A 20,402-nucleotide genomic window follows, 5' to 3' on the forward strand; every position below is an offset into this window, starting at 1 on the left:
CAGTGTTCCATGTTGACAGAGTTTAAATTCTCATTCGTAGTTCTATGGAGAATTTTATCTTAAAAGATGGGATTTTCCATCGTTAATCGGTTTGTCTCATAACTGTTTTTGGCTAACCTCATATCCTCCTCATTCAGGTTGAATGAATGCACTGTCTGCTGTCTCATCCGGTTTTTCGCACTGTTATCAGAGCTGAAAATCATGTTCTGACCCTGCCGGGCGCTCTGGCCGCATTGATGCTGGACAAAGTGGACAGTTTTACTGCCCTGCGCCCGCATCAGCAACACGCATGGCATATGTTTCTGGCAGCGCTTGGAGCCATTGCGCTGCATCGTGCCGATCAAAGCGCCATTCCCGAGACAGAGGAAGAATGGAAAGATCTGCTCCTTGACCTCACCGATCAGGCGGAGGAACCATGGTCGCTGATTGTTGAGGATCTCTCAAAGCCTGCCTTTCTTCAGCCACCGGTTCCTGAGGGAAAGCGCGAGGTGCTGAAGAATACGGTCTATACGCCGGATGCGCTGGATATTCTGATCACCGCGAAAAATTTTGACCTGAAGGCTGAAGTCGCCATTGAAGCCGGGCTTGACGAATGGGTATTTGCTCTGGTCAGCCTGCAAACAATGCAGGGCTATAGCGGGGCCACAAAATACGGAATTGCCCGCATGAACGGCGGCTTTTCCGCTCGGCCCTTTCTGGGGCTGGCGCCTGCAAAAGCAGGGATCGGCGCTCATCTTCGTCGCGATATCCGTGCCATGCTGGCCGGGCGGGACAAGCTGCTTGACATGTATCAGGATTATGATGAGGAGGGGCTGGCTCTGCTCTGGCTGGAGCCCTGGGATGGCAAGACCAGTTTGTCACTCGATCAACTCGATCCATGGTTTATCGAAATCTGCCGTCGGGTTCGTCTGTTTCAGGGAACTGATGAGCATATCGTTGCTCTCAATGTCGGCTCCGCAGTTGCACGGATCGAAGCCAAATCCTGCAATGGAATCACAGGGGATTTCTGGGCACCGATTTATGACAGCGAAGGAAAATCTTTTTCGTTGGATGCGCGAGGTTTTTCCTACCGGGTGTTATGCCGACTTTTGTTTGGAGAAGCGCAGAAACGTGTTGCACGACTCCCCCAGTCAATGCAGCTTTTGCCCGATGAGCGCGACATGCTTCTGGTCGCGCGCGGCATGGTGCGGGGTCAAGGCAAAACTGAAGGCTATCACGAACGCATCATTCCAACCCAGCGCCGCATCATTGATGCCATCAATGATGATACCAGACGACTGGAACTGGCAGAAATCGCGGATAAACAGCAGAAAGAGATTGCACATATTACATCTGCCCTGCGTCAGGGCTGCGCCATAGTATCTATCGGTGGAGCAGACAAAAAACCATCAAAAGATGATTATGGTTGTGCCGGCCCCTATACGGATCGTCTGGAAGCTGAGGCTGATGCCGGCTTTTTCGAGACGATCCAGCAACGCTTCGAAAAAGGCGATGACTGTAAAATACCTTATCTGCGCCACTTGATCCATTATGCTGAACACCTGCTTATTGAGGCATCGGACTCTATCTCCTGCCCCGTCGAAAACCGCTGGCGGGCCGGGGTTCGCGCACCACGCGTGTTTCGTGGTATGCTTTGGTCTCAGAAAAGTCCTTTCGTAAACGACCGCACCTCGATTTTTCCTCCGAAAGAAGCGGCTGATGTCAGACAGTAAAAATCAGACCAAGCAGGATATCGACCAGGTTATCTCTAAGCTTGCCCTTGAATTGGCAAAACTTTCCCCTGGCAATCTTGCATCACTCCGCCGGGCAATTCCAGGCCATGGATGCCCGGAATTCTGGAGACTGTTTTATAGCCAGAAACTTGATCAGCATCGGATCCCACACTCCAAAGATAATGAACAGGCCTGGGAATGGGTGATGATTGCCATTGCTCGCCTGACACCGACCGGACAACCAGTCATACGATCTGGAGAAAAGGAAGACTTCAAGCTCAGTGCTCATGATCCCGAACTATCACTGGGACAGGCCCTCTCAGACGCTAATGTTCCTGAAATACGGGTTGTCCGTCTGCTCAGCGCCCCATTCGTACAAAGGCGGGAGATGATGATGAGGCTGATCCATGTGCTGTCAGCAGCACGGGCACGTTTTAACATGTACGATATCGCACGATTGCTTGCGCAAGAGCATCACGATTTACGTGCCGCCGATAATCCGCTGCGCAAGCTGGCCAAAGATTATTACCACGCTTGCGACAAAAAATCTGCAAAAGAGAAAGAGACGGCCAATGCCTGAGCCACGTTTTCTTCAGATTCATACCCTGCATAGCTACACAGCCTCACTTCTGAACCGCGACGATAGCGGACTGGCTAAGCGCCTTCCTTATGGCAACGCTGTGCGGACCCGCATTTCCTCACAATGCCTGAAACGGCATTGGCGTGTAGATGAGGGCACTTTTTCTCTCCACCGGATTGAAGGCGCGGAAGAAGCGGTTCGCTCACGTGATCTGGTCACGAAGCGGCTGCGTGAGCCGCTTGAAGGGAAAGTTGCTGCCGATATTCTGGATGCGATTGAACCTGCTTTTCAGGTTGCCGTGTATGGCAAGGATGCAGCCAAAGGAAAAAGCAACCGCCAACCTCTTCTGTTTGGCGCACCTGAACTGCGTTATCTGGCCGAGCAATTTGCACAGATTGCGAACTCGGCCGGCGATGCCAAATCCGCCAAGGCAGCCGCAGAAGATTTTACCAAGGAAAAATCATTTCATGAAACCATGAAGGTCATGCGGGAGTCTGTGTCGCTTCCCGGCGGCCTGACATCTGCCTTGTTCGGGCGCATGGTCACCTCCGACCCTGAGGCGAATATCGATGCCCCTGTGCACGTAGCCCATGCATTCACTACCCATGCCGAGCAGGCAGAAAGCGATTATTTCGCCGTGGTCGATGACCTCGCAGGCGTGGATGATACCGGGGCTGACCATATCGGCGAGACCGAACTGACCTCCGGCCTGTTTTACGGTTATGTCGTCATCGATGTTCCTGCATTGGTCTCCAACCTGACCGGCGTTGCCGCAAGCAATTGGCTGGCTGCTGATCGCGACATGGCGGCTGAAGTGGCTGCACGTCTGATTGGCCAGATCGCTACAGTCTCACCCGGTGCAAAGCTCGGCTCGACCGCACCCTATGGCTATGCCACTACCATGCTGGTGGAGGCTGGGGACCGTCAGCCGCGTTCTCTGGCAGAAGCATTCCGTGATCCAGCCAAGCCAACCGTTGAAGATGCGGAAGAGAAACTTCATAAAAAACTTGAAGCCTTTGATACCGCCTATCAAACCGGAGAAGACAGGCGTCTGCTGTCTCTCAGCAATGATCCCGGTATTAAAGAGATCAGCCGCACCTCTCTGCCGGAGCTGATGCAATGGGTACGCGATACCATCCTGAAAGCCGCATGATGCGCTGGCTGGTGTTGCAATGGCGCGCACCGCTTGCAAGCTTCGGTGGCACAATCATCGATTCACGCGGTGTCACGCGCGACTTTCCGGCTCTGTCAGCGGTTACCGGCCTGTTGGCCAATGCACTTGGCTTTGATCGTACCGATACCCCGCAACTTGACCGGTTGCAGGAGCGGATCGTATTCGGGGCCAGACGCGAACAGGAACCGCTGCTCGGACGCATGACGGATTTCCAGACCGCCCTGCTCGGCAGCAATGATCGCGGCTGGACCACACGCGGACGTGTCGAAGGGCGCGACGGTGCAGCCACAGGAGAAGCCAGCACCCATATCCGCCAGCGAGACTACCACGCGGATATGCAGATGACTGTTGTGCTGCATCTTGCCCCTGCTGAAGAAGCCCCGACGCTGGATGACATCGCGAAAGCGCTGCTGAAGCCGGCCCGCCCCCTGTTTTTCGGCCGCAAGCCGTGTCTGCCGGCGGATTATCTGCTCGCTGCCCAGGAGGAGAACAGATGGGTAGAAGCAGAGAATGCCAAAGCGGCTCTGATCGCAGTTCCCGGCGAGGGACTGCTGCGTGCGCAATGGCCTGCCGCACCCGGCGAGGGGAAGAGTCTCGCCGACCGACGTAACTGGCGCAGCGGGCTGCATGGCGGCACGCGACGCGTTGAGGAGGAACGGATTACCCCCGTTACACGACGCTGATGCTCCATCTGATCCATCTGCCGATTGAGGCCCGCTCCTTTGCGCAATGGGCCGGGAATCGTGGCTTTGGTCCGAAAGGCACTCAGGATAACGATGCCGTGCTGCATCATCTGCTGACTCAAATATTTGGCAGACAGGCCCTTCAACCATTCCGGGTGTTTACGCCGGAACAGGCAAACTGGTCACTTTACGGCTATGCCGATCAGGATGCCGCGACACTGGCGGAGCAGGCGCGTTTCTCGATCACGCCGGACATGATGGAAGTTGTCTCTCTGGAGCGCCTGCGCAGCAAGGCGATGCCAGAAGCAAAAATGGGGCAGCGGATCGGCTTCGACGTCAGAATAAGGCCGGTCCGTCGTGCATCTATTGAAAAAATCGAAGACGTAGAAAAATTACGGGAACGTGATGCGTTCCTTGCGGAAGCGCTTCATGATCATGCTGACAACAAAAGCGGCATGAAAGAAGCCAACCGTTCTCGCGAGAATGTCTATGTAGACTGGCTGAAAGAACGCATGCCCTGGGCCACGCTGGAAACAGCACGACTGGCGCATTTTCAGCGTCGGCGCGTGTTGCGTAACGGCAAAGGGATCGAAGGACCGGATGCAACGATCCATGGCACGATGGTCATTAGTGATCCTGTACAGTTTTTTGAAGCACTTCGAAAAGGCATCGGCAGACATAGCGCTTATGGATACGGCATGATGATGCTCCGTCCGCCGGATGCTCTTGCGCCGGATCGTTGATTGATGCTGAAGGGGCGGCTCGGGCTTCACTCTTCCCGTATCCCTCATGCGGACCGTGCCGGCCTGCTGTATCTGGCCCGCGGGCAATTGGTGGCGCGGGATGGCACTCTCGCCTTCCTGCGCGGGCCGGAGGAAGACGAGACCTTGCCCAGCGGCGAATACGGTATCCCAGTGCAGAGTATCTCGATGATCCTGCTCGGACCCGGCTCGACCGTCAGCCATGATGCGCTCCGTCTTCTCGCGCGTGCCGATACCGCTCTGGCAGCGGTGGGAGAGGACGGGGTGAGGCTTTATACAGCACCTCCGCTGGGGCCTGATCGCTCGGCTGTGGCGCGGCGACAGGCGATGCTGTGGGCGGACCCCAAAAAACGGGTGGATGTCGCCCGGCGCATGTATGCATGGCGCCTCGGCGAAGTGCTGCCTCATCGCGATATAACCGTGCTGCGCGGAATCGAGGGCGCGCGGATGAAGGAGATATATCGCCTCGCTGCGCAACGTGCCGGGATTGCGTGGCATGGTCGACGCTATGACCGCGCCAATCCGACTGCCGCCGATTTGCCCAATCAGGCGCTGAACCATGCCGCCACCGCGATGGAGGCCGCTGCGGCCATCGCCTGTGCTGCTGTCGGAGCCATTCCTCAACTTGGCTTTATCCATGAAGACCCGGGTCAGTCCCTGGTGCTGGATATTTCCGACCTGTTTCGGGACACTGTCACCATCCCGACCGCTTTCGCCGCAGCGAAGCTGGCCGAACGTGGTCATGAGAATATCGAACGTCTCACCCGACGCCAGACCGGACGCGCTCTGGCGGAACGCTCCGTCATTCCGAAAATGATCGAGCGACTGAAACAGCTTTTCGAAAAAGAGGCAGAGGCCATCCCATTTCTTGAGGATGATGAGTGATGCCAGCCACTCTGGTCATTACAAGGGATGTGGAAGCGCGATATCGCGGTTATCTTACCTCGATCATGCTGGAGCTTTCTGCTGGCGTTTATCTTTCTCCACAACTATCCTCAGCGGTGCGTGAGCGCACCTGGGCGGTGCTGTCAGAATGGTATTCCGAACTGCGCCGTGGCGCCATCGTGCTGGCGTGGCCTGATGCCAAATCCCCCGGAGGCATGGCAATTCGCACCCTTGGCGACGCCCCCAAGGAGATTATCGATGCCGATGGGGTGTTGCTTGTGCGGAAAAGTTAACCTTCGAAACATACCGTTCTTTGACATTGTCAATAAGTATCAATGTGTTGTAGGCAAGAGGTTCCTCCGCGTGCGCGGAGATAGACCCCGTGTCAACAGCCGGTGCCCGGTCGAGATTATGGTTCCTCCGCGTGCGCGGAGATAGACCCCTGTTCAGCCGGGAGACAGCATTGCCGCGCAGGGTTCCTCCGCGTGCGCGGAGATAGACCATAAAGGGCGAGACGACGACAATCAGCCTCCCCGGTTCCTCCGCGTGCGCGGAGATAGACCCTCGTCGATTTCAAACACCGTGAAGGCGGAAAAGGTTCCTCCGCGTGCGCGGAGATAGACCTTACCTGACCTCGATGCTCAACACCTATCTAGCGGTTCCTCCGCGTGCGCGGAGATAGACCCAGGTCCGCGAGGTTCAGGGTATGGACGAGAGGGGTTCCTCCGCGTGCGCGGAGATAGACCCCAGCCAGCTGGTGGTGGTGATCGGTGGCACGAGGTTCCTCCGCGTGCGCGGAGATAGACCTTTTCCCCTTCATCTCCGGCGCTCCTTCAGCATGGTTCCTCCGCGTGCGCGGAGATAGACCGTGGCGCGTGAATATCAACCATTTTGGGCGTCCGGTTCCTCCGCGTGCGCGGAGATAGACCCTCGTCCAGCATCATCAGCAGGCGGTGCTTGTGGGTTCCTCCGCGTGCGCGGAGATAGACCCCAGTCGTAATACCGCCAGAGCTTGTATGATCCGGTTCCTCCGCGTGCGCGGAGATAGACCCGCCACTGGAGCCCCCTGATGCTCCGGTCCCGAGGTTCCTCCGCGTGCGCGGAGATAGACCCCAGTGGCGCGGTACGGTCACGCCGTTGATCAGGGTTCCTCCGCGTGCGCGGAGATAGACCGTGATGAGCCCAGCCGGGAAGACGGGGGGACTAGGTTCCTCCGCGTGCGCGGAGATAGACCTGCTATAAACCAAAAATTGTCTGCTTAATGCTGGGTTCCTCCGCGTGCGCGGAGATAGACCCAGGTTCGCCAGCGTGGCCGCACTGGCGAAGCTGGTTCCTCCGCGTGCGCGGAGATAGACCGTGGGGCGCATCCTCGCTATGCACGCCTCATCAGGTTCCTCCGCGTGCGCGGAGATAGACCCCGTTAACCCGGTGCTGCTGGATGGCAGCGTGTGGTTCCTCCGCGTGCGCGGAGATAGACCTTACGCTTCAAGACACCCATCTGCCCGACAGCCGAACCTGCCAATCGATGAACTGCCGCTGACGCCGGATGCTGTTTTCGAGACACTGGCATTGCTGGCCCCCGATGATTTCGTGCTGACCGCTTCCGCATCGATACGCCAGACAGTTACTATACTTTTTCTTCCGGTGATTTTGGCTGGGGCTTGGCGGCCACAGTTGGACTCGCCCTTGGTGAAGAAAAGAGCGGTCGCAACCGTCCAGTCATCTGCCTGATGGGTGATGGATCATTCCAGTATTCGGTGCAGGGTATCTACACCGGTGTACAGCACAAGGCCCATGTCATCTACGTAGTCTTGCAGAACGAAGAATACGGAATCCTTAAAGAATTTGCAGAACTCGAAAACACTCCGAATGCTCCGGGTCTCGATCTGCCAGGGCTGGATATTGTAGCACTCGGCAAAGGATACGGCGCTCAAAGCCGTGAGGTGGCAACGGTGGATGCCCTGAAGGAAGCCTTTACCGAAGCGCTGGCTTTCAAGGGTACCAGCGTGATCAATGTGCGGATAACACGTGCACTCGGCAGTCTGCTCGGCTGAAATCCGCCAGAGAGATCTGGGGCAACAATCGACGGGACATGACCATTCGTGTCCCGTTTACTACGCCTTTCTGCTTCCTGTGTGCACGTCATCAGATGGGCTGCTGGAAGAACCCCATGCCCTGTATGGAGGAATGAAATCACGATAACCATCCACGCTGACATCACCGTCATCCGCTTCCAACCGGGATTGTCAGCATCCTGCACTCGACAATGTTTGCAAGATGGCGGGCCGCCCGAGACGGGGATGAGAGCTATGAACTGATGATAAGTATCTGACAAGCATGGAGATACTATCCGTCGTGCGGCTACCGGCGGCTTTCGGCGGCCATAGCGAGTAATGGGCGGTTCCGGCGGGCTGCGGATGATATCACGCGACTGGATGGCGCGATCCCGCATGCGCCACCTCGCAGATTGCGTTGATCACAGCCTGGTCGAATTCGGGCGGCAGGTCGTGTCCCATGCCTTCGATTGGCCTGTAGATCGCGCCGGCAATTGAAAGGGCCGTATCGTGGCCGCAGGCCGGTGGTATCAGCGGGTCGTCCGTTCCATGAATGACGAGCGCAGGCGCAGCAATCGTCGCTAGACGGGTCCGTCGGTCTCCCGCTACCGCCATCGCCGCGATCTGCCGCCCGGTCCCGGCCGGATCGTAGGAATATCCCGCTTCTTCCAGTAGAAGGGCGCGATGGGCGTCTTCGTCAAACGGATAGGCCACGCCGGCGATCCTGCGCGCCAAGGCGAGGCGCACTGTCAAAAAGCCATCGGGATCGACATCCGGATCCGGAGTCGGGCGCATCATCATCGCCATGACATCGGGAGCGGCCTGCGGAAGGGCCGGATTCCCCGTGCTCGACATGATCGAGGTGAGCGAAAGGACCCGGTCGGCATGTTCGCTCGCCAGAACCTGCGCGATCATTCCGCCCATCGACCGTCCGACTACATGAGCCTGCGCGATGCCGATCGCATCGAGCAAACCGATTGCATCGGCCGCCATGTCGTGAAGCGTATAGGGTACTTCAGGCTGGCGTCCGGCCATCAATGCGGAAGCCAACTCTCCGAAATCTGGTGCGGCGGAAATGCATGGAGCGGCCGGCATCCCGGTTGTCGAAGCGGATGACGCGATACCCCCTGGCGGCGAGCCCCGTGCAAAAGGGACTGCTCCAACGGAGCATCTGCGTACCGAGCCCGGAAATCAACAGGATCGGCTCAGCATCGGCATTGCCGAAACTATCCCAGGCGAGTTCGATGCCATTCGCTTTTGCGATATTCATGACTGCGTCCTTTCCGTGCCAGTGGGATATGGCATTTCCGAAAGAGGCAGCAGGCGGGAGTCCACCACTGCCGCCACGCGATGACCGAGCCCCGCGAGATACTCCGCGTGGCTGGCGAAGGAGAGAAAGGAAGCAGCACTGGCCTGGCGGATTAGCATCGACATGTCCCACCGTTCGTCAGCGGAGCCGATCAGAAAGGGGCCACCCTCGCCGAGGAAAAGGATATCGCCTCCGCTTTCCCGCAAAATGGGTAGTGTATGCCGGACGTAGCAATCGAAGGCTTCGGCACCGCTGATCGGCATGGCCGGCGCGAACTCGGGATGGTCCGAATAGTCGGCAACATTCCTGAACTTCAGCAGATTGAGCATGACGACGGCACCGGAAAAGTCGCGCTGAGCGAACAGCTGGCCGGCGTCCTGCGTAAGCTCGATATATGAAATGGGTTCCGACCTGTTCATTGACTTTCTCGCTCAGTCGTCAGGGCTTGATCGGGTGAGTGAAAGGACTGAAGGCAAGCCGCACGGCATAGATCCGGATGTCCTCCGGCCAAGACCCGATCCGCTCTTCGAACGCGGGCCGGTCGTCCGCGAAAAGGGCGCGGGTCGCCTCCTCGTAGCCGGGCAGGTCGCCGGCGATCGCCTGCATGAAGCGATACGCGGCCTCCTGCGCCGCTCGTCTTCGCTGGCGCGGATGAACTGCCTTGCGAGCATCATCGACAAGGCGCCTCAGCGTTGCAGACGCGCCACCCGGCTGGGTCGCCAGCCATTCCCACTGCCTTGGCAGCAAGGTCACCTCGCGGGCGACAACGCCTAATTTGGGGCGACCGCGCGTGGTCTGTCCGCCCTCCGTCGCTCCTGTTTCGGCGGTCGCGCCAGCTTCAGGGCGATAGCGACCCACAGAAGGTCTCGGAGGCTCCGACAGCCGCTGGAGAATCTCCACATCACTGCCGCGCAGATCAAGATCGATGACACCACCTGTCGCATCGTCGAACACCAGAACCGCCTCTGTCGCCTGTGCAGAGCGCGCAACCACAATGGCGACATCCGCCAGCGAACCGGAAATCAGCAATCGTCGGCCAGCAAATGCCGTGCAGGGCTTGGTGGAGGGATCGGACATGTCGCGCTCATCAAAATGGAAAACCTCTTATTACCCGGATAAAATCCTCCGTCAATTACGCCCGGATAAAAATACATTCCCTTCGGTCGCGATCTCGTTCACTGCGCGAATCTCAGCCCTTTCGCGCAAGCGAGTGGAATATGGGGAAATCGTCGGCGTTCGGCGGTAAGCCGTTCGCAAAATTGATCATTTTGGCCAAAATGGCGGAGAGGGTGGGATTCGAACCCACGGTACCCTTTAGGGGCACAACGGTTTTCGAGACCGTCACCTTCGGCCACTCGGTCACCTCTCCGTTCGGGGTGTCTTAGAGCAGGAGAAAGCCCCCGCCAAGAGGCTGTTGCAGAAAGATGCCCCCGTTACGTTCCTGACCAGTTCCGTCCGGCCGGAGTCCCGAATCGAGGCTACGATAAGCAAGAGGCCCCTCACCCGCTGAGCAAACAGCTCCCCCACCTGCCAGCACGGCAGATATTCCATGAAAATGGGAGCCATGCCGCAAGGAATGTTTGACTTGTGGCGTATGACCGGTATAACCCGCGCCTCTCGGCCGCCGTGCCTCCCGCTTGTTGGGGCGTTCGGAGGCCGCTCGGCGTTGACGGGATGGCTCCGTCGTCGCGGAGCCAGCATTTGGGACCAGAAGCGATGTTCGCAGTTATCCGCACTGGCGGAAAGCAATACCGTGTTACCCCGAACGCCGTGCTGAAGGTGGAAAAGCTTGAGGCTGAGCCGGGCAGCACCATCACCTTCACGGACGTGCTCGCGGTGGGCGGGGAAGGCAATCTGACGATCGGTGCGCCCGTTGTGGCCGGCGCCAGCGTCACGGCGACAGTGATCGCCCAGGATCGCCTTGATAAAATTGTGGTGTTCAAGAAGCGCCGCCGGCAGAACAGCCGCCGCAAGAATGGCCATCGCCAGCACGTCACCGTGCTGCGCGTCGGCGATATCGTCGCGGCCTGAGGAGGTTTGATCCATGGCACATAAAAAGGCAGGCGGTTCATCCCGCAACGGGCGCGATACGGAAGGTCGTCGCCTGGGTGTCAAGAAGTTCGGTGGCGAAAGCGTCGTTGCCGGCAACATCATCGTCCGCCAGCGCGGCACGAAGGTTCAGGCCGGCCCGAATGTCGGCGTTGGTCGTGACCACACCCTGTTCGCGCTGACCGACGGGCATGTGAAATTCCTGCGCCGCGCCGAAGGCCGCGTGCAGGTTGCGGTGACCCCGCTGGCGATCGCTGCCGAGTAAAGCGCCGCCCTCCCTCCACGGCCATCTGGTCAGGGGGAAACAGATCAAAGGGGCCGGCGCAAGCTGGCCCCTTTTTGCGTTGCCTCGTATGGCCGCCCTTCCGGCACCATACCTGGCAGCTCCACTTTCCCCTTTGGCAGACGAGCCGCATACCGATGAAATTTCTCGATCAGGCCAAAATCTACGTCAAATCAGGCGATGGTGGTGACGGCGTCATTGCCTTCCGGCGCGAGAAATATATCGAGTTCGGCGGTCCCGATGGCGGCAATGGCGGCCGTGGCGGCGACATTATCGTCGAGGCCGTGGCCAATCTGAATACGCTGATCGACTTTCGCTACACCCAGCATTTCCGTGCACCGAAAGGCGGCAACGGGGCTGGCTCCGACCGGACGGGCGCCGCCGCCCCGGATGTGCTGATCAAAGTGCCGGTCGGAACCCAGATTCTGGAAGATGACCGGGAAACGCTGATCGCCGATCTGGACGTGCCGGGAAAGCGCATCACCCTGTGTCGGGGCGGCGATGGAGGGCATGGCAATGCCCATTTCAAATCCTCCACCAACCGCGCCCCACGCCGCGCCGATAAAGGCTGGCCGGGCGAGGAACGCTGGGTCTGGCTGCGGCTGAAACTGATCGCCGATGCCGGGCTGGTCGGGCTGCCCAATGCCGGCAAATCCACCTTCCTGTCGGTTGTCTCCGCCGCCAGACCGAAAATCGCCGATTATCCATTCACCACCCTGCATCCTCAGCTTGGCGTAGTGCGGCTGTCGCTTCAGGAAGAATTCGTACTGGCCGACATTCCCGGTCTGATTGAGGGCGCCCATGAAGGGGCCGGGCTGGGCGACCGCTTTCTGGGCCATGTGGAACGCTGCGCCGTGCTGATCCATCTGATCGATGGTGCTGCGGGGGATGTGGTCAAGGCATGGCGCACCGTGCGGGAAGAAATGGAAGGCTATGGTGGCGGCCTGACCGAAAAACCGGAAATCATCGTCCTGAACAAATGCGACGGCATGACCCCGCGTGAGGCCTCTGCCCGCCGCTCCGCACTCGCCAAAGCCAGCGGACAGACCGTGACCGTCATCTCCGGCGTGACGGGAGAGGGCGTGCAGCCCCTGCTGCGACAGGTCATGACCTATGTTGCGCAGTCGCGGGAAGAGCGCAGGAAAGCCCTGTCCGGCACCTCCGCATGAGCAGTCATGAGCAGGATGAAGCCCTGCCCCGGCTGACCACTGCACGTCGTCTGGTCATCAAGCTGGGCAGTGCTCTGGTGGTGGACAGCAAGGCCGCCACCCCCCGTATCGAGTGGCTGCGGGGGGTCGCTGCGGATATTGCCATGCTGCGCCGTCAGGGTGTGCAGGTGATCGTGGTCTCATCCGGGGCCATAGCGCTGGCCCGACAGGCGCTGAAACTTACCCAGCCCCGGCTGCGTCTGGAAGAAAAACAGGCAGCAGCCTCGGTCGGCCAGATCCGTCTGGCACAGGCATGGAGCGAGGCGCTCTCCGCGGAGGGCATGACCGCCGCCCAGCTTCTGCTGACGCTTGGCGATACCGAGGATCGCCGCCGTTACCTCAATGCCCGCGCCACGCTGTCAGCCCTGCTGGGCATGGGGTGTGTGCCGGTCATCAACGAAAATGACAGCGTGGCCACGGCGGAAATCCGCTTTGGCGACAATGACCGTCTGGCCGCCCGGGTGGCCGAAATGGTGCAGGCCGATCAACTGGTGCTGCTGTCGGACATAGACGGGCTTTATACGGCTGATCCACGGCGTGATCCTGAAGCCTGCCATCTGCCGGTGGTCCGGGCCATCACGCCGGAGATCGAGGCCATGGGCGGGGAGCCTCCACCCGGCTATTCCAGCGGCGGGATGAGGACCAAGCTGACTGCGGCCCGCATTGCAACCGGGGCCGGATGCGCCATGGCGATCGCGCTGGGGCATACCGAGCACCCGCTCCGTGCGCTGGCGGAAGGCGCGCGCTGCACATGGTTCCTGCCACTGCCGGAGGGGCGCACAGCCCGCAAACGCTGGATTGCCGGCAGCCTGCAACCGATGGGCACACTGACTGTCGATGACGGGGCCCGCCGCGCACTTCTTCGGGGTGGCTCCCTGCTGCCAGCCGGAGTCGTCTCTGTCGATGGCCGATTTGAACGCGGCGATCCTGTGCTGGTGCAAGGACTGGACGGCACTGTGCTGGCACGGGGGCTGTCCGCCTATGCCAACAGGGACGCCGCCCGAATTGCCGGACGACGCTCGGAAGATATCGAATCCATCCTCGGCTGGCGCGGCCGGGATGAACTGGTCCATCGGGACGATCTTGTTCTGATATGATCAGAACAATGGTCAGTGATATTTGACAATCTTCTTCGATTCCACGACACATTCCTCCTTCAATGCCATCAAGGCGGCCTGTATCAGTTCGCGTGTCAAAGGCACGGGAAGAAATGCAAGCAGTTTCTCGACATCGAGGAGGGTATGGAGTGCCGTTTCATAAACATGCTCTTCATCCGGACCTTTCGCATGCATGGCCATCAGCACCTCCGTTTGTCAGGCCTGTGCGCAGTATCATGACCGATAAAGCAACAGCCTTTGTCTCTTGACCAGACAGCATGGTTGCTTTCCGGCCCGAGCGCTAATTAAATCCTCGCATTGTTTTGCTGTGCATTCTTTGCAAGCGAACAATAAAATGCGCTGAATACAACCGCTCGTTGCACAGCAGGGTTTGAAGCAATGCTTGATGGCGTATCGGAAACAGCACAGAAATGGATCGCGCAGGCAGGCCGCTCTGCGCGCATGGCTTCTTCCGTGCTGGCCCGGGTACCACATGAGGTCAGGCAGAACGCCCTGCGCCAGGCGGCGTCCGCTCTGCGTGATGATGAAGCCGCCATCCTGGCTGCCAATGCCATCGACCTTGAGCGCTCGAATGCCAGTGCTGCTTTCCGTGACCGTTTAACCCTGACCAGATCGCGCGTCACCGCGATGGCTGACGGGCTGGAGCAGATTGCCGATCTTCCTGACCCGCTCTCCCGCGTGTTGTCGGAGTGGGAACGCCCGAACGGGCTGCGTATCCGTCGCATTGCTGCGCCCATCGGCGTGATCGGTATGATTTACGAAAGTCGTCCGAATGTCGGGGCGGACGCGGCAGGCATCGCCATTAAATCCGGCAATGCCGTGATACTGCGCGGCGGATCGGAAAGTCAGCACAGCGCACACGCCATTCATGCGGCCATGCAGGCCGGCCTGCGCCAGGCAGGATTACCGGAAGAGACCGTACAGATCGCTCCCGATACTGACCGGGCCTATGTCGCAGCGATGCTGGCGGGCAATCAGGTGCTGGATCTCATTATCCCACGCGGCGGCAAATCGCTGGTCGAGCGCGTGCAGAAAGAGGCCAGAGTTCCCGTACTGGCTCATGCGGAAGGGCTGTGTCACACTTACATTCATTCAGCAGCCGATCCTGAAAAAGCCCGTTCCATTCTGGCGAATGCAAAAATGCGGCGCACCGGAATCTGCGGTGCGACCGAAACCATGCTGATTGATGCGGCTATTGCGGGATCCCTGCTGCCGGTTCTGGTAGAGGATCTGTCAGCCCTCGGTTGTAATTTCCGTGCGGATGACGCTGCCCGTGCGATTATACCGGCGTTACCTGCTGCCAGTGACGCGGATTTTGATACGGAATGGCTGGATGCCATTCTGTCCATCAAGGTCGTGGATGGAATTGATGCCGCACTGGCTCACATCGCCCGCCATGGCAGCGAACATACTGAAGCCATTATCACTGAAGATGAGGCATCCGCAGAGTATTTCCTGTCCCGTGTGCAATCAGCGGTTGCCATGTGGAATGCCTCCACCCAGTTCTGCGATGGCGGAGAATTCGGGTTCGGAGCCGAAATCGGCATCGCCACCGGCCGTATCCACGCACGCGGCCCGGTCGGGCCGGAACAACTGACCACCTACCGATATCTGGTGCTTGGTAACGGCCAGATCAGACCCTGATCCTTGCCGCATTTTTCTTCTTCGCCCTTCATTGATCGCGTGCCCGGTCCGATGACCGACCCCTTGCCAAAATTCGGGGATCGGCGGCGCATACGGATCGGGTTACTCGGCGGCTCGTTCAATCCGGCTCATGCAGGACATGCGCTGATTGCCCGGCATTTCCGGCAAAGGCTACGGCTGCATCAGGTATGGCTGATGGTCTCCCCTGGCAATCCGCTCAAATCCGGGGATGATATGGCACCGCTGGCAGCCCGGCTTGCTTCTGCCCGGGCCATTGCCGATGGACGCCATATCATTGCCACGACCATCGAAAGCCGTCTCGGCACACGCTATACTGCCGATACACTTGCCAGATTGCGCACCCTGTTTCCATGCGCCCGCTTTGTCTGGCTGATGGGCGCAGATAATCTGGCCGGGTTCCCACGCTGGCGCAACTGGCGCGGGATTGCCGCCGAATGGCCTTTCGCCGTTCATCCCCGCCCCGGCTACACCGCACGCGCCCTGTCAGGACAAGCAGCCAGCGTCCTGCGCCGCTATCGGCGTCCGGAGCGGGAGGCACCGCTGCTGGCCGATCTGCCGCCCCCGGCCTGGATGATGCTGCGTCTGCCGGAAAGTCCGCTCTCCGCCACCCAGATCCGGGTGGCCTTCGCGCATAACCGCACCGGCATGCAATCAACAGAGGAAGCAGAAAGCGGCCCGGCGGAAAGCAGATAGGCCCCATTCGAGTGCATCAATGGCCGAGGCCGTGCAGTTCTGGTAGAGAGCATCCGATCAACAGCGTCACCAGCCTGGAGTCCAAGACCATCGCCCGCAAGCCAATCACGGATGGTACCGAATCATCCAAGACCCGCCGCACCAGCCCCCGGACGGTGACGGCCCCGAACATGGCGGTCAGCCCCGGTTCCCCGCGGAAAAAAGCCGCTGCCGCCGGTCCCCGTGCCGCGGCCACGAAAGCGCCGGCAGCAAAGGATCAGGCCGTTGCGGCAACGGAAAGACTGGACGGCATCCAGGCTGTGATCATCGAAAGTCTGGAGGACGACAAGGCCGAGGACATTATTACCCTCGACCTCGCCGGACGCGCCGCCTTCACGGATCGCATGATCATTGCCACCGGGCTGGCGGATCGTCAGATTTCCGCCATGGCCATGCACCTGCAACAGAAGCTGCGTGATGCCGGAGTCGGGCGCGTGCCGGTCGAAGGTGCGGGCGGCTCCGACTGGGTGCTGATCGACGCCGGCGACATCGTGGTGCATCTGTTCAAGCCGGAGGCGCGTGCGCTGTACCGGCTGGAAAAAATGTGGAGCGCGGAGCTGGATGATGCAGAGAGCGATGCCTGATCCGGCATCCTCCCATGCCTGACCGTCCGGTCATGGTAGCATGACAGCGCCCTGGCGGATCATTGCGGTCGGACGCATGCGCGGCAGTGAGGAAGAAGCGCTGTTCCAGCGTTACGCTGCGCGATTGCGCCCGGCCCTGACGGTAACGGAAATTGCGGAAGCGCGTGGCAGCACCGCTGAAATCCGCCGGCGGGAAACATCCGCCCTGCTGGCGGCGCTGCCACCCGCCTGCATTGTGGTCGCCATGGATCTGGGCGGACGCGCTCATGACAGTGAGGCTTTGGCCGCGCTCGCCCGGCGCTGGCGGGAACAACCACTGCCGGTCTGCTTCATGATCGGCGGGGCGGAAGGTCTGGAACAGCCGGTGCTGGATCGGTCCGATCATGTGCTGTCACTCGGGCCGATGACCTGGCCTCATCTGCTGGTCCGGCCTCTGCTGGCAGAACAGCTCTACCGGGCGCAGGCCATCGCCACCAATCACCCCTACCATCGCACAGGGCGGCCATCCGGATAATGACGGTGCCGGACTGATCAACACATCCGATATTGATACTGGATTGATACTGGCGGCCCTTGAAGCGGCAGCCTGCCTCCGCTACCCCTCCTGCAGAGCCGGAGACCGAACTGATGTCAGCATCGCCGCCGCCCAGACCTGTCATGCTCGTCATTCTCGACGGGTGGGGCTGGCGTGAAGAGCGGAATGACAATGCGGTCCGGCTGGCCCGTACCCCCGCCTTCGATCGGCTGTGGAACAGCGCACCGACCACGTTCCTGCGTACATCCGGCCTTGATGTCGGTCTGCCGGATGGGCAGATGGGCAATTCCGAAGTCGGGCACATGAATATCGGCGCAGGCCGGGTGGTGATGCAGGAACTGCCGAGGATCGATGCCGCGTTGCAGGATGGCAGCGTCAAAGATCTGCCCGCCCTGCGCGATTTCATCACGGCACTGCGTCAATCAGGGGGCACCTGCCATCTGTTCGGCCTCGTCTCCGATGGCGGCGTACACGCGCATCAGGATCACGGGGCCGCTCTGGCGCAGATTCTGACACGGGCTGGCATTCGCGTGGCGGTACATGCCTTTACCGACGGGCGCGACACGCCACCCGCCTCGGCCCGGCGCTTCCTGACCAAATTTCTGCCCGCCCTGCCGGAAGGCGCCACGCTGGCCACCCTGTGCGGGCGCTTTTACGCCATGGATCGCGACAATCGCTGGGACCGGGTCGAAAAAGCCTATCGGATGATGGTCGAGGCTGAAGGCGAACGCTACAGCGATCCGTGCGACGCCATTACCGACGCCTATGCCCGCGAATTCTCCGACGAGTTCATCCGCCCTGCAGTCTTCGGTGACTATGCCGGAATGCGGGACGGCGACGGGTTGCTCTGCTTTAATTTCCGCTCTGACCGGGTGCGGGAATTGCTGACCGCGCTGCTCGACCCGGCCTTTCAGGGTTTTGAACGCCCCCGCTTCCTGCATTTCTCCGGCGCGCTGGGCATGACACGCTACAGCGCCGAGCTTGAATCCCTGATGCAGACGCTGTTTCCGTTTCAGGAAATGACCAATCTGCTGGGCCATGTCGTCTCGGCGGCGGGCAGGCGGCAGCTGCGCATGGCGGAGACCGAGAAATACCCTCACGTCACCTACTTCCTCAATGGCGGGGAGGAGGAGGTGCTGGAGAACGAGGATCGGATCATGGTCCCCTCCCCCAAGGTTGCGACCTATGATCTGAAGCCGGAAATGTCGGCTCCCGAACTGACCGAAAAAGCCGTCACCGCCATCGGCAGCGGGCAGTACGACCTGATCGTGCTGAATTTCGCCAATCCGGACATGGTCGGCCATACCGGCAGTCTGGAAGCCGCGATCTGCGCTGTGGAAGCGGTGGATACCGGGCTTGGCCGAATCGTTGACGCCATCACGGCGGCCGGAGGCGCATTGTTCGTGACGGCTGATCATGGCAATTGCGAATTGATGCGTGACCCTGATACAGGCGGCCCGCACACGGCGCACACCACCAATCTTGTGCCTGCTTTGCTGTATGATTCCTCCGCACCCATCGGTACGCGACGCCTGACCAGCGGCAGGCTGGCCGATATTGCGCCCACCCTGCTGGACCTGATGCAACTGCCGCAGCCGCCCGAGATGACGGGCCAGTCCCTGCTGGCTTGACGCAGGCCCGGAAACAGTCAGCCACTGCCATCGCTTCCTGCCGGGCGGGAAGGTACAGGGGATGGTATGATATCCTGCCCGCGCTGGCAGTGGTCGGCGCAATCGCCATGATGCCATCCGGGCAGGCTTCGGCGGCAAAACGGCGGCCACCTGCCCATACGGCCACGCCCCCGGCCAGTCCGGAGCAAGCTCAGGCAGCGCTCAACCGCACCGAGCATGAGCGTGCCAGACAGGAAGCCGCCCGCAAACGCGCTGAACAGGAAGCCGCCATCGCCGCTCAGCAGGAAGCGAAAATCGCGGAGGCCCGCGCCGCCGCCGCCATACACCTCCGTGAGGCCGACGAAGCCGTCGCCACCATCGCGGATCGCATGGCCGATCTGGCCCGGCAGCGACAGGAGGCAGAAAAAACCCTCGCTGCCCGAGCCGCCGATCTCTCCCCGATGCTGCCGCTGATCGAACGATTGTCGCTGTATCCGGCGGAAACCTTGCTGGCAGTGCCGGAACCCCCGGAACGCGCCCTGCGCGGTCTGTTGGTATTACAGGGACTGAGCCGCCAGCTGGAACAAAGCGCACAGGCCCTGCGTGCCGAACGGGCCAAAGTGGATGCACTCGCCGCGTCTATCCGGAAAGAGGCTTCCACCCTGGCGGAAGCTCAGGCACGGCAGAAAGCCGAAGCACGCACTCTGGATGAAAAACTGGCGGCTATCCGCTCCGAAATCCGCTCCGCCCGCAATGCCGCCGCCGAGGCCGCGCAACAGGCGGCGGCCTCGGCACAGAAAGCCGATTCGCTGCGGGATGTCATTACCCGGCTGGAGGAAGCCCGCCGGCAGGAGGAAGCAAAAGCAGCCGCCGAAGCAAGACGCGCCGAAAAGGCAAGGCAACAGGAGGCCGCCGATCAGGCCCGTCAGAAAGAGGCCGAAATCGCCGCACAGGCAGGGCCCGGCCTGAGTGCACAGCCTGCCTCCCCTCCTCCCTCTGGCAGATCAGGAACCGGCGGCATGCCGGTGGCGGGTACGCTGGTGCGTGCCTTCGGTGCGCCGTCAGAGGCTGGCGGCAGCGCTTCCGGCATGACATTCAGTACCGCACCACAAGCCCGGGTTCTGGCCCCCTGTGAGGGGCGGGTCGTCTTTGCTGGTCCGTTCCGCAGCTACGGCCAACTGGTCATTCTGGATTGCGGGCGGCGCTATCATTTCGTGTTGGCAGGCATGGAAAAACTGGATGCCAGCGTGGGGCGGCATGTGGCGCCGGGGGAGCCGATCGGGCAGATGGCAGGATGGGATCCAGCCGCCTCCGCAGCTGCCCGGCCCCAACTTTATGTGGAGTTGAGACATGAAGGTTCGGCAATAGACCCTCGCCCATGGTTGCGAGGGCGCTGATGACGCGGCAAGCTGTCACATAGAGACTGACTGAATCACGGCTGACCCGGAACAGGGGCGGCC

Annotated in this window: 23 protein-coding genes, 1 tRNA gene and 1 CRISPR repeat array; of the genes, 18 read left to right on the forward strand and 6 right to left on the reverse strand. The window is 60.3% G+C overall.

The window, feature by feature from the left end; genetic code table 11:
• The first annotated feature begins 146 nt into the window (after positions 1–146).
• The 8 genes from casA (at position 147) to GbCGDNIH8_RS08840 (ending at position 7,849) form a co-directional block, all read left to right on the forward strand.
• On the forward strand, positions 147–1,712 hold the full coding sequence (gene casA, locus GbCGDNIH8_RS08805; RefSeq protein WP_072572887.1) for a type I-E CRISPR-associated protein Cse1/CasA: 1,566 nt from the start codon (positions 147–149) through the stop codon (positions 1,710–1,712).
• Positions 1,699–2,292 carry a type I-E CRISPR-associated protein Cse2/CasB gene (gene casB / locus GbCGDNIH8_RS08810; RefSeq protein ID WP_072572888.1) on the forward strand — a complete coding sequence of 198 codons (594 nt, stop codon included), beginning with the start codon at positions 1,699–1,701 and terminating at the stop codon, positions 2,290–2,292. The genes casA and casB overlap by 14 nt, the downstream gene beginning before the upstream one ends.
• Positions 2,285–3,445 (forward strand): type I-E CRISPR-associated protein Cas7/Cse4/CasC, encoded by a 1,161-nt coding sequence (gene cas7e / locus GbCGDNIH8_RS08815; protein ID WP_072572889.1) that lies wholly within the window; start codon positions 2,285–2,287, stop codon positions 3,443–3,445. Before casB ends, cas7e begins: the two co-directional genes overlap by 8 nt.
• A complete protein-coding gene (gene cas5e, locus GbCGDNIH8_RS08820; RefSeq protein WP_253735996.1) occupies positions 3,412–4,149 on the forward strand; it encodes a type I-E CRISPR-associated protein Cas5/CasD in 738 nt (245 codons plus the stop codon). Before cas7e ends, cas5e begins: the two co-directional genes overlap by 34 nt.
• Positions 4,149–4,892: a type I-E CRISPR-associated protein Cas6/Cse3/CasE gene (locus GbCGDNIH8_RS08825; protein ID WP_072572891.1), complete on the forward strand. Its 744-nt coding sequence runs from the start codon at positions 4,149–4,151 to the stop codon at positions 4,890–4,892. The genes cas5e and GbCGDNIH8_RS08825 overlap by 1 nt, the downstream gene beginning before the upstream one ends.
• 3 nt (positions 4,893–4,895) lie before the next feature.
• A complete protein-coding gene (cas1e, locus tag GbCGDNIH8_RS08830; RefSeq protein WP_072572892.1) occupies positions 4,896–5,795 on the forward strand; it encodes a type I-E CRISPR-associated endonuclease Cas1e in 900 nt (299 codons plus the stop codon).
• Positions 5,795–6,088 (forward strand): type I-E CRISPR-associated endoribonuclease Cas2e, encoded by a 294-nt coding sequence (gene cas2e / locus GbCGDNIH8_RS08835; protein ID WP_072572893.1) that lies wholly within the window; start codon positions 5,795–5,797, stop codon positions 6,086–6,088. Before cas1e ends, cas2e begins: the two co-directional genes overlap by 1 nt.
• A gap of 59 nt (positions 6,089–6,147) precedes the next feature.
• Positions 6,148–7,273: a CRISPR direct-repeat array (repeat unit 28 nt; unit sequence GGTTCCTCCGCGTGCGCGGAGATAGACC).
• Between the two features lie 129 nt (positions 7,274–7,402).
• Entirely contained in the window at positions 7,403–7,849 is a 447-nt protein-coding gene (locus GbCGDNIH8_RS08840; protein WP_081368928.1) for a thiamine pyrophosphate-dependent enzyme, read from the forward strand.
• A 369-nt stretch (positions 7,850–8,218) separates the two neighbouring features.
• On the opposite strand, the gene GbCGDNIH8_RS08845 is transcribed toward GbCGDNIH8_RS08840, so the two are convergent.
• The 5 genes from GbCGDNIH8_RS08845 to GbCGDNIH8_RS08860 form a co-directional block, all read right to left on the reverse strand.
• Positions 8,219–8,899, reverse strand: coding sequence for an alpha/beta fold hydrolase (locus GbCGDNIH8_RS08845; protein WP_253735997.1), 681 nt, complete (start codon positions 8,897–8,899; stop codon positions 8,219–8,221).
• A complete protein-coding gene (locus GbCGDNIH8_RS13195; protein WP_253735998.1) occupies positions 8,865–9,119 on the reverse strand; it encodes an alpha/beta fold hydrolase in 255 nt (84 codons plus the stop codon). The genes GbCGDNIH8_RS08845 and GbCGDNIH8_RS13195 overlap by 35 nt, the downstream gene beginning before the upstream one ends.
• The gene (locus tag GbCGDNIH8_RS08850) at positions 9,116–9,577 is read right to left on the reverse strand and encodes a DUF1330 domain-containing protein (protein WP_072572895.1); all 462 of its coding nucleotides are present in this window, start codon (positions 9,575–9,577) and stop codon (positions 9,116–9,118) included. The genes GbCGDNIH8_RS13195 and GbCGDNIH8_RS08850 overlap by 4 nt, the downstream gene beginning before the upstream one ends.
• Before the next feature lie 19 nt (positions 9,578–9,596).
• The gene (locus GbCGDNIH8_RS08855) at positions 9,597–10,235 is read right to left on the reverse strand and encodes a DUF2239 family protein (protein ID WP_072572896.1); all 639 of its coding nucleotides are present in this window, start codon (positions 10,233–10,235) and stop codon (positions 9,597–9,599) included.
• A gap of 201 nt (positions 10,236–10,436) precedes the next feature.
• Positions 10,437–10,527 (reverse strand) — tRNA-Ser (locus GbCGDNIH8_RS08860).
• Between the two features lie 347 nt (positions 10,528–10,874).
• Between GbCGDNIH8_RS08860 and rplU the strand changes: the two genes are divergently transcribed.
• The 4 genes from rplU (at position 10,875) to proB (ending at position 13,795) form a co-directional block, all read left to right on the forward strand.
• On the forward strand, positions 10,875–11,189 hold the full coding sequence (gene rplU / locus GbCGDNIH8_RS08865) for a 50S ribosomal protein L21 (protein WP_025287092.1): 315 nt from the start codon (positions 10,875–10,877) through the stop codon (positions 11,187–11,189).
• Positions 11,190–11,202: 13 nt separating this feature from the next.
• Entirely contained in the window at positions 11,203–11,472 is a 270-nt protein-coding gene (rpmA, locus tag GbCGDNIH8_RS08870) for a 50S ribosomal protein L27 (RefSeq protein WP_011632406.1), read from the forward strand.
• A 155-nt stretch (positions 11,473–11,627) separates the two neighbouring features.
• Positions 11,628–12,659, forward strand: a complete 1,032-nt coding sequence (obgE, locus tag GbCGDNIH8_RS08875) for a GTPase ObgE (RefSeq protein ID WP_072564477.1) — start codon at positions 11,628–11,630, stop codon at positions 12,657–12,659.
• Entirely contained in the window at positions 12,656–13,795 is a 1,140-nt protein-coding gene (gene proB, locus GbCGDNIH8_RS08880) for a glutamate 5-kinase (protein WP_072572898.1), read from the forward strand. Before obgE ends, proB begins: the two co-directional genes overlap by 4 nt.
• Positions 13,796–13,807: 12 nt before the next feature.
• Here the strand turns inward: proB and GbCGDNIH8_RS08885 are convergent, their stop codons facing one another.
• On the reverse strand, positions 13,808–13,996 hold the full coding sequence (locus tag GbCGDNIH8_RS08885; RefSeq protein WP_072572899.1) for a hypothetical protein: 189 nt from the start codon (positions 13,994–13,996) through the stop codon (positions 13,808–13,810).
• A 198-nt stretch (positions 13,997–14,194) separates the two neighbouring features.
• On the opposite strand from GbCGDNIH8_RS08885, the gene GbCGDNIH8_RS08890 reads away from it, so the two are divergent.
• From GbCGDNIH8_RS08890 to GbCGDNIH8_RS08915, 6 genes are all read left to right on the forward strand, one after another.
• Positions 14,195–15,460, forward strand: a complete 1,266-nt coding sequence (locus GbCGDNIH8_RS08890; protein ID WP_072572900.1) for a glutamate-5-semialdehyde dehydrogenase — start codon at positions 14,195–14,197, stop codon at positions 15,458–15,460.
• 51 nt (positions 15,461–15,511) lie between these two features.
• A complete protein-coding gene (locus tag GbCGDNIH8_RS08895) occupies positions 15,512–16,174 on the forward strand; it encodes a nicotinate-nucleotide adenylyltransferase (RefSeq protein WP_072573763.1) in 663 nt (220 codons plus the stop codon).
• Positions 16,175–16,344: 170 nt separating this feature from the next.
• Entirely contained in the window at positions 16,345–16,797 is a 453-nt protein-coding gene (rsfS, locus tag GbCGDNIH8_RS08900; RefSeq protein WP_072573764.1) for a ribosome silencing factor, read from the forward strand.
• 40 nt (positions 16,798–16,837) lie between these two features.
• The gene (locus GbCGDNIH8_RS08905) at positions 16,838–17,311 is read left to right on the forward strand and encodes a 23S rRNA (pseudouridine(1915)-N(3))-methyltransferase RlmH (protein ID WP_072572901.1); all 474 of its coding nucleotides are present in this window, start codon (positions 16,838–16,840) and stop codon (positions 17,309–17,311) included.
• A gap of 113 nt (positions 17,312–17,424) precedes the next feature.
• A complete protein-coding gene (gpmI, locus tag GbCGDNIH8_RS08910; RefSeq protein WP_072572902.1) occupies positions 17,425–18,963 on the forward strand; it encodes a 2,3-bisphosphoglycerate-independent phosphoglycerate mutase in 1,539 nt (512 codons plus the stop codon).
• Positions 18,960–20,339 carry a murein hydrolase activator EnvC family protein gene (locus GbCGDNIH8_RS08915; RefSeq protein WP_081368929.1) on the forward strand — a complete coding sequence of 460 codons (1,380 nt, stop codon included), beginning with the start codon at positions 18,960–18,962 and terminating at the stop codon, positions 20,337–20,339. Before gpmI ends, GbCGDNIH8_RS08915 begins: the two co-directional genes overlap by 4 nt.
• Positions 20,340–20,402 lie beyond the last annotated feature (63 nt).

Origin of the sequence: Granulibacter bethesdensis (assembly GCF_001889545.1) — a bacterium.
Taxonomy (GTDB): Bacteria; Pseudomonadota; Alphaproteobacteria; order Acetobacterales; family Acetobacteraceae; genus Granulibacter; species Granulibacter bethesdensis_B.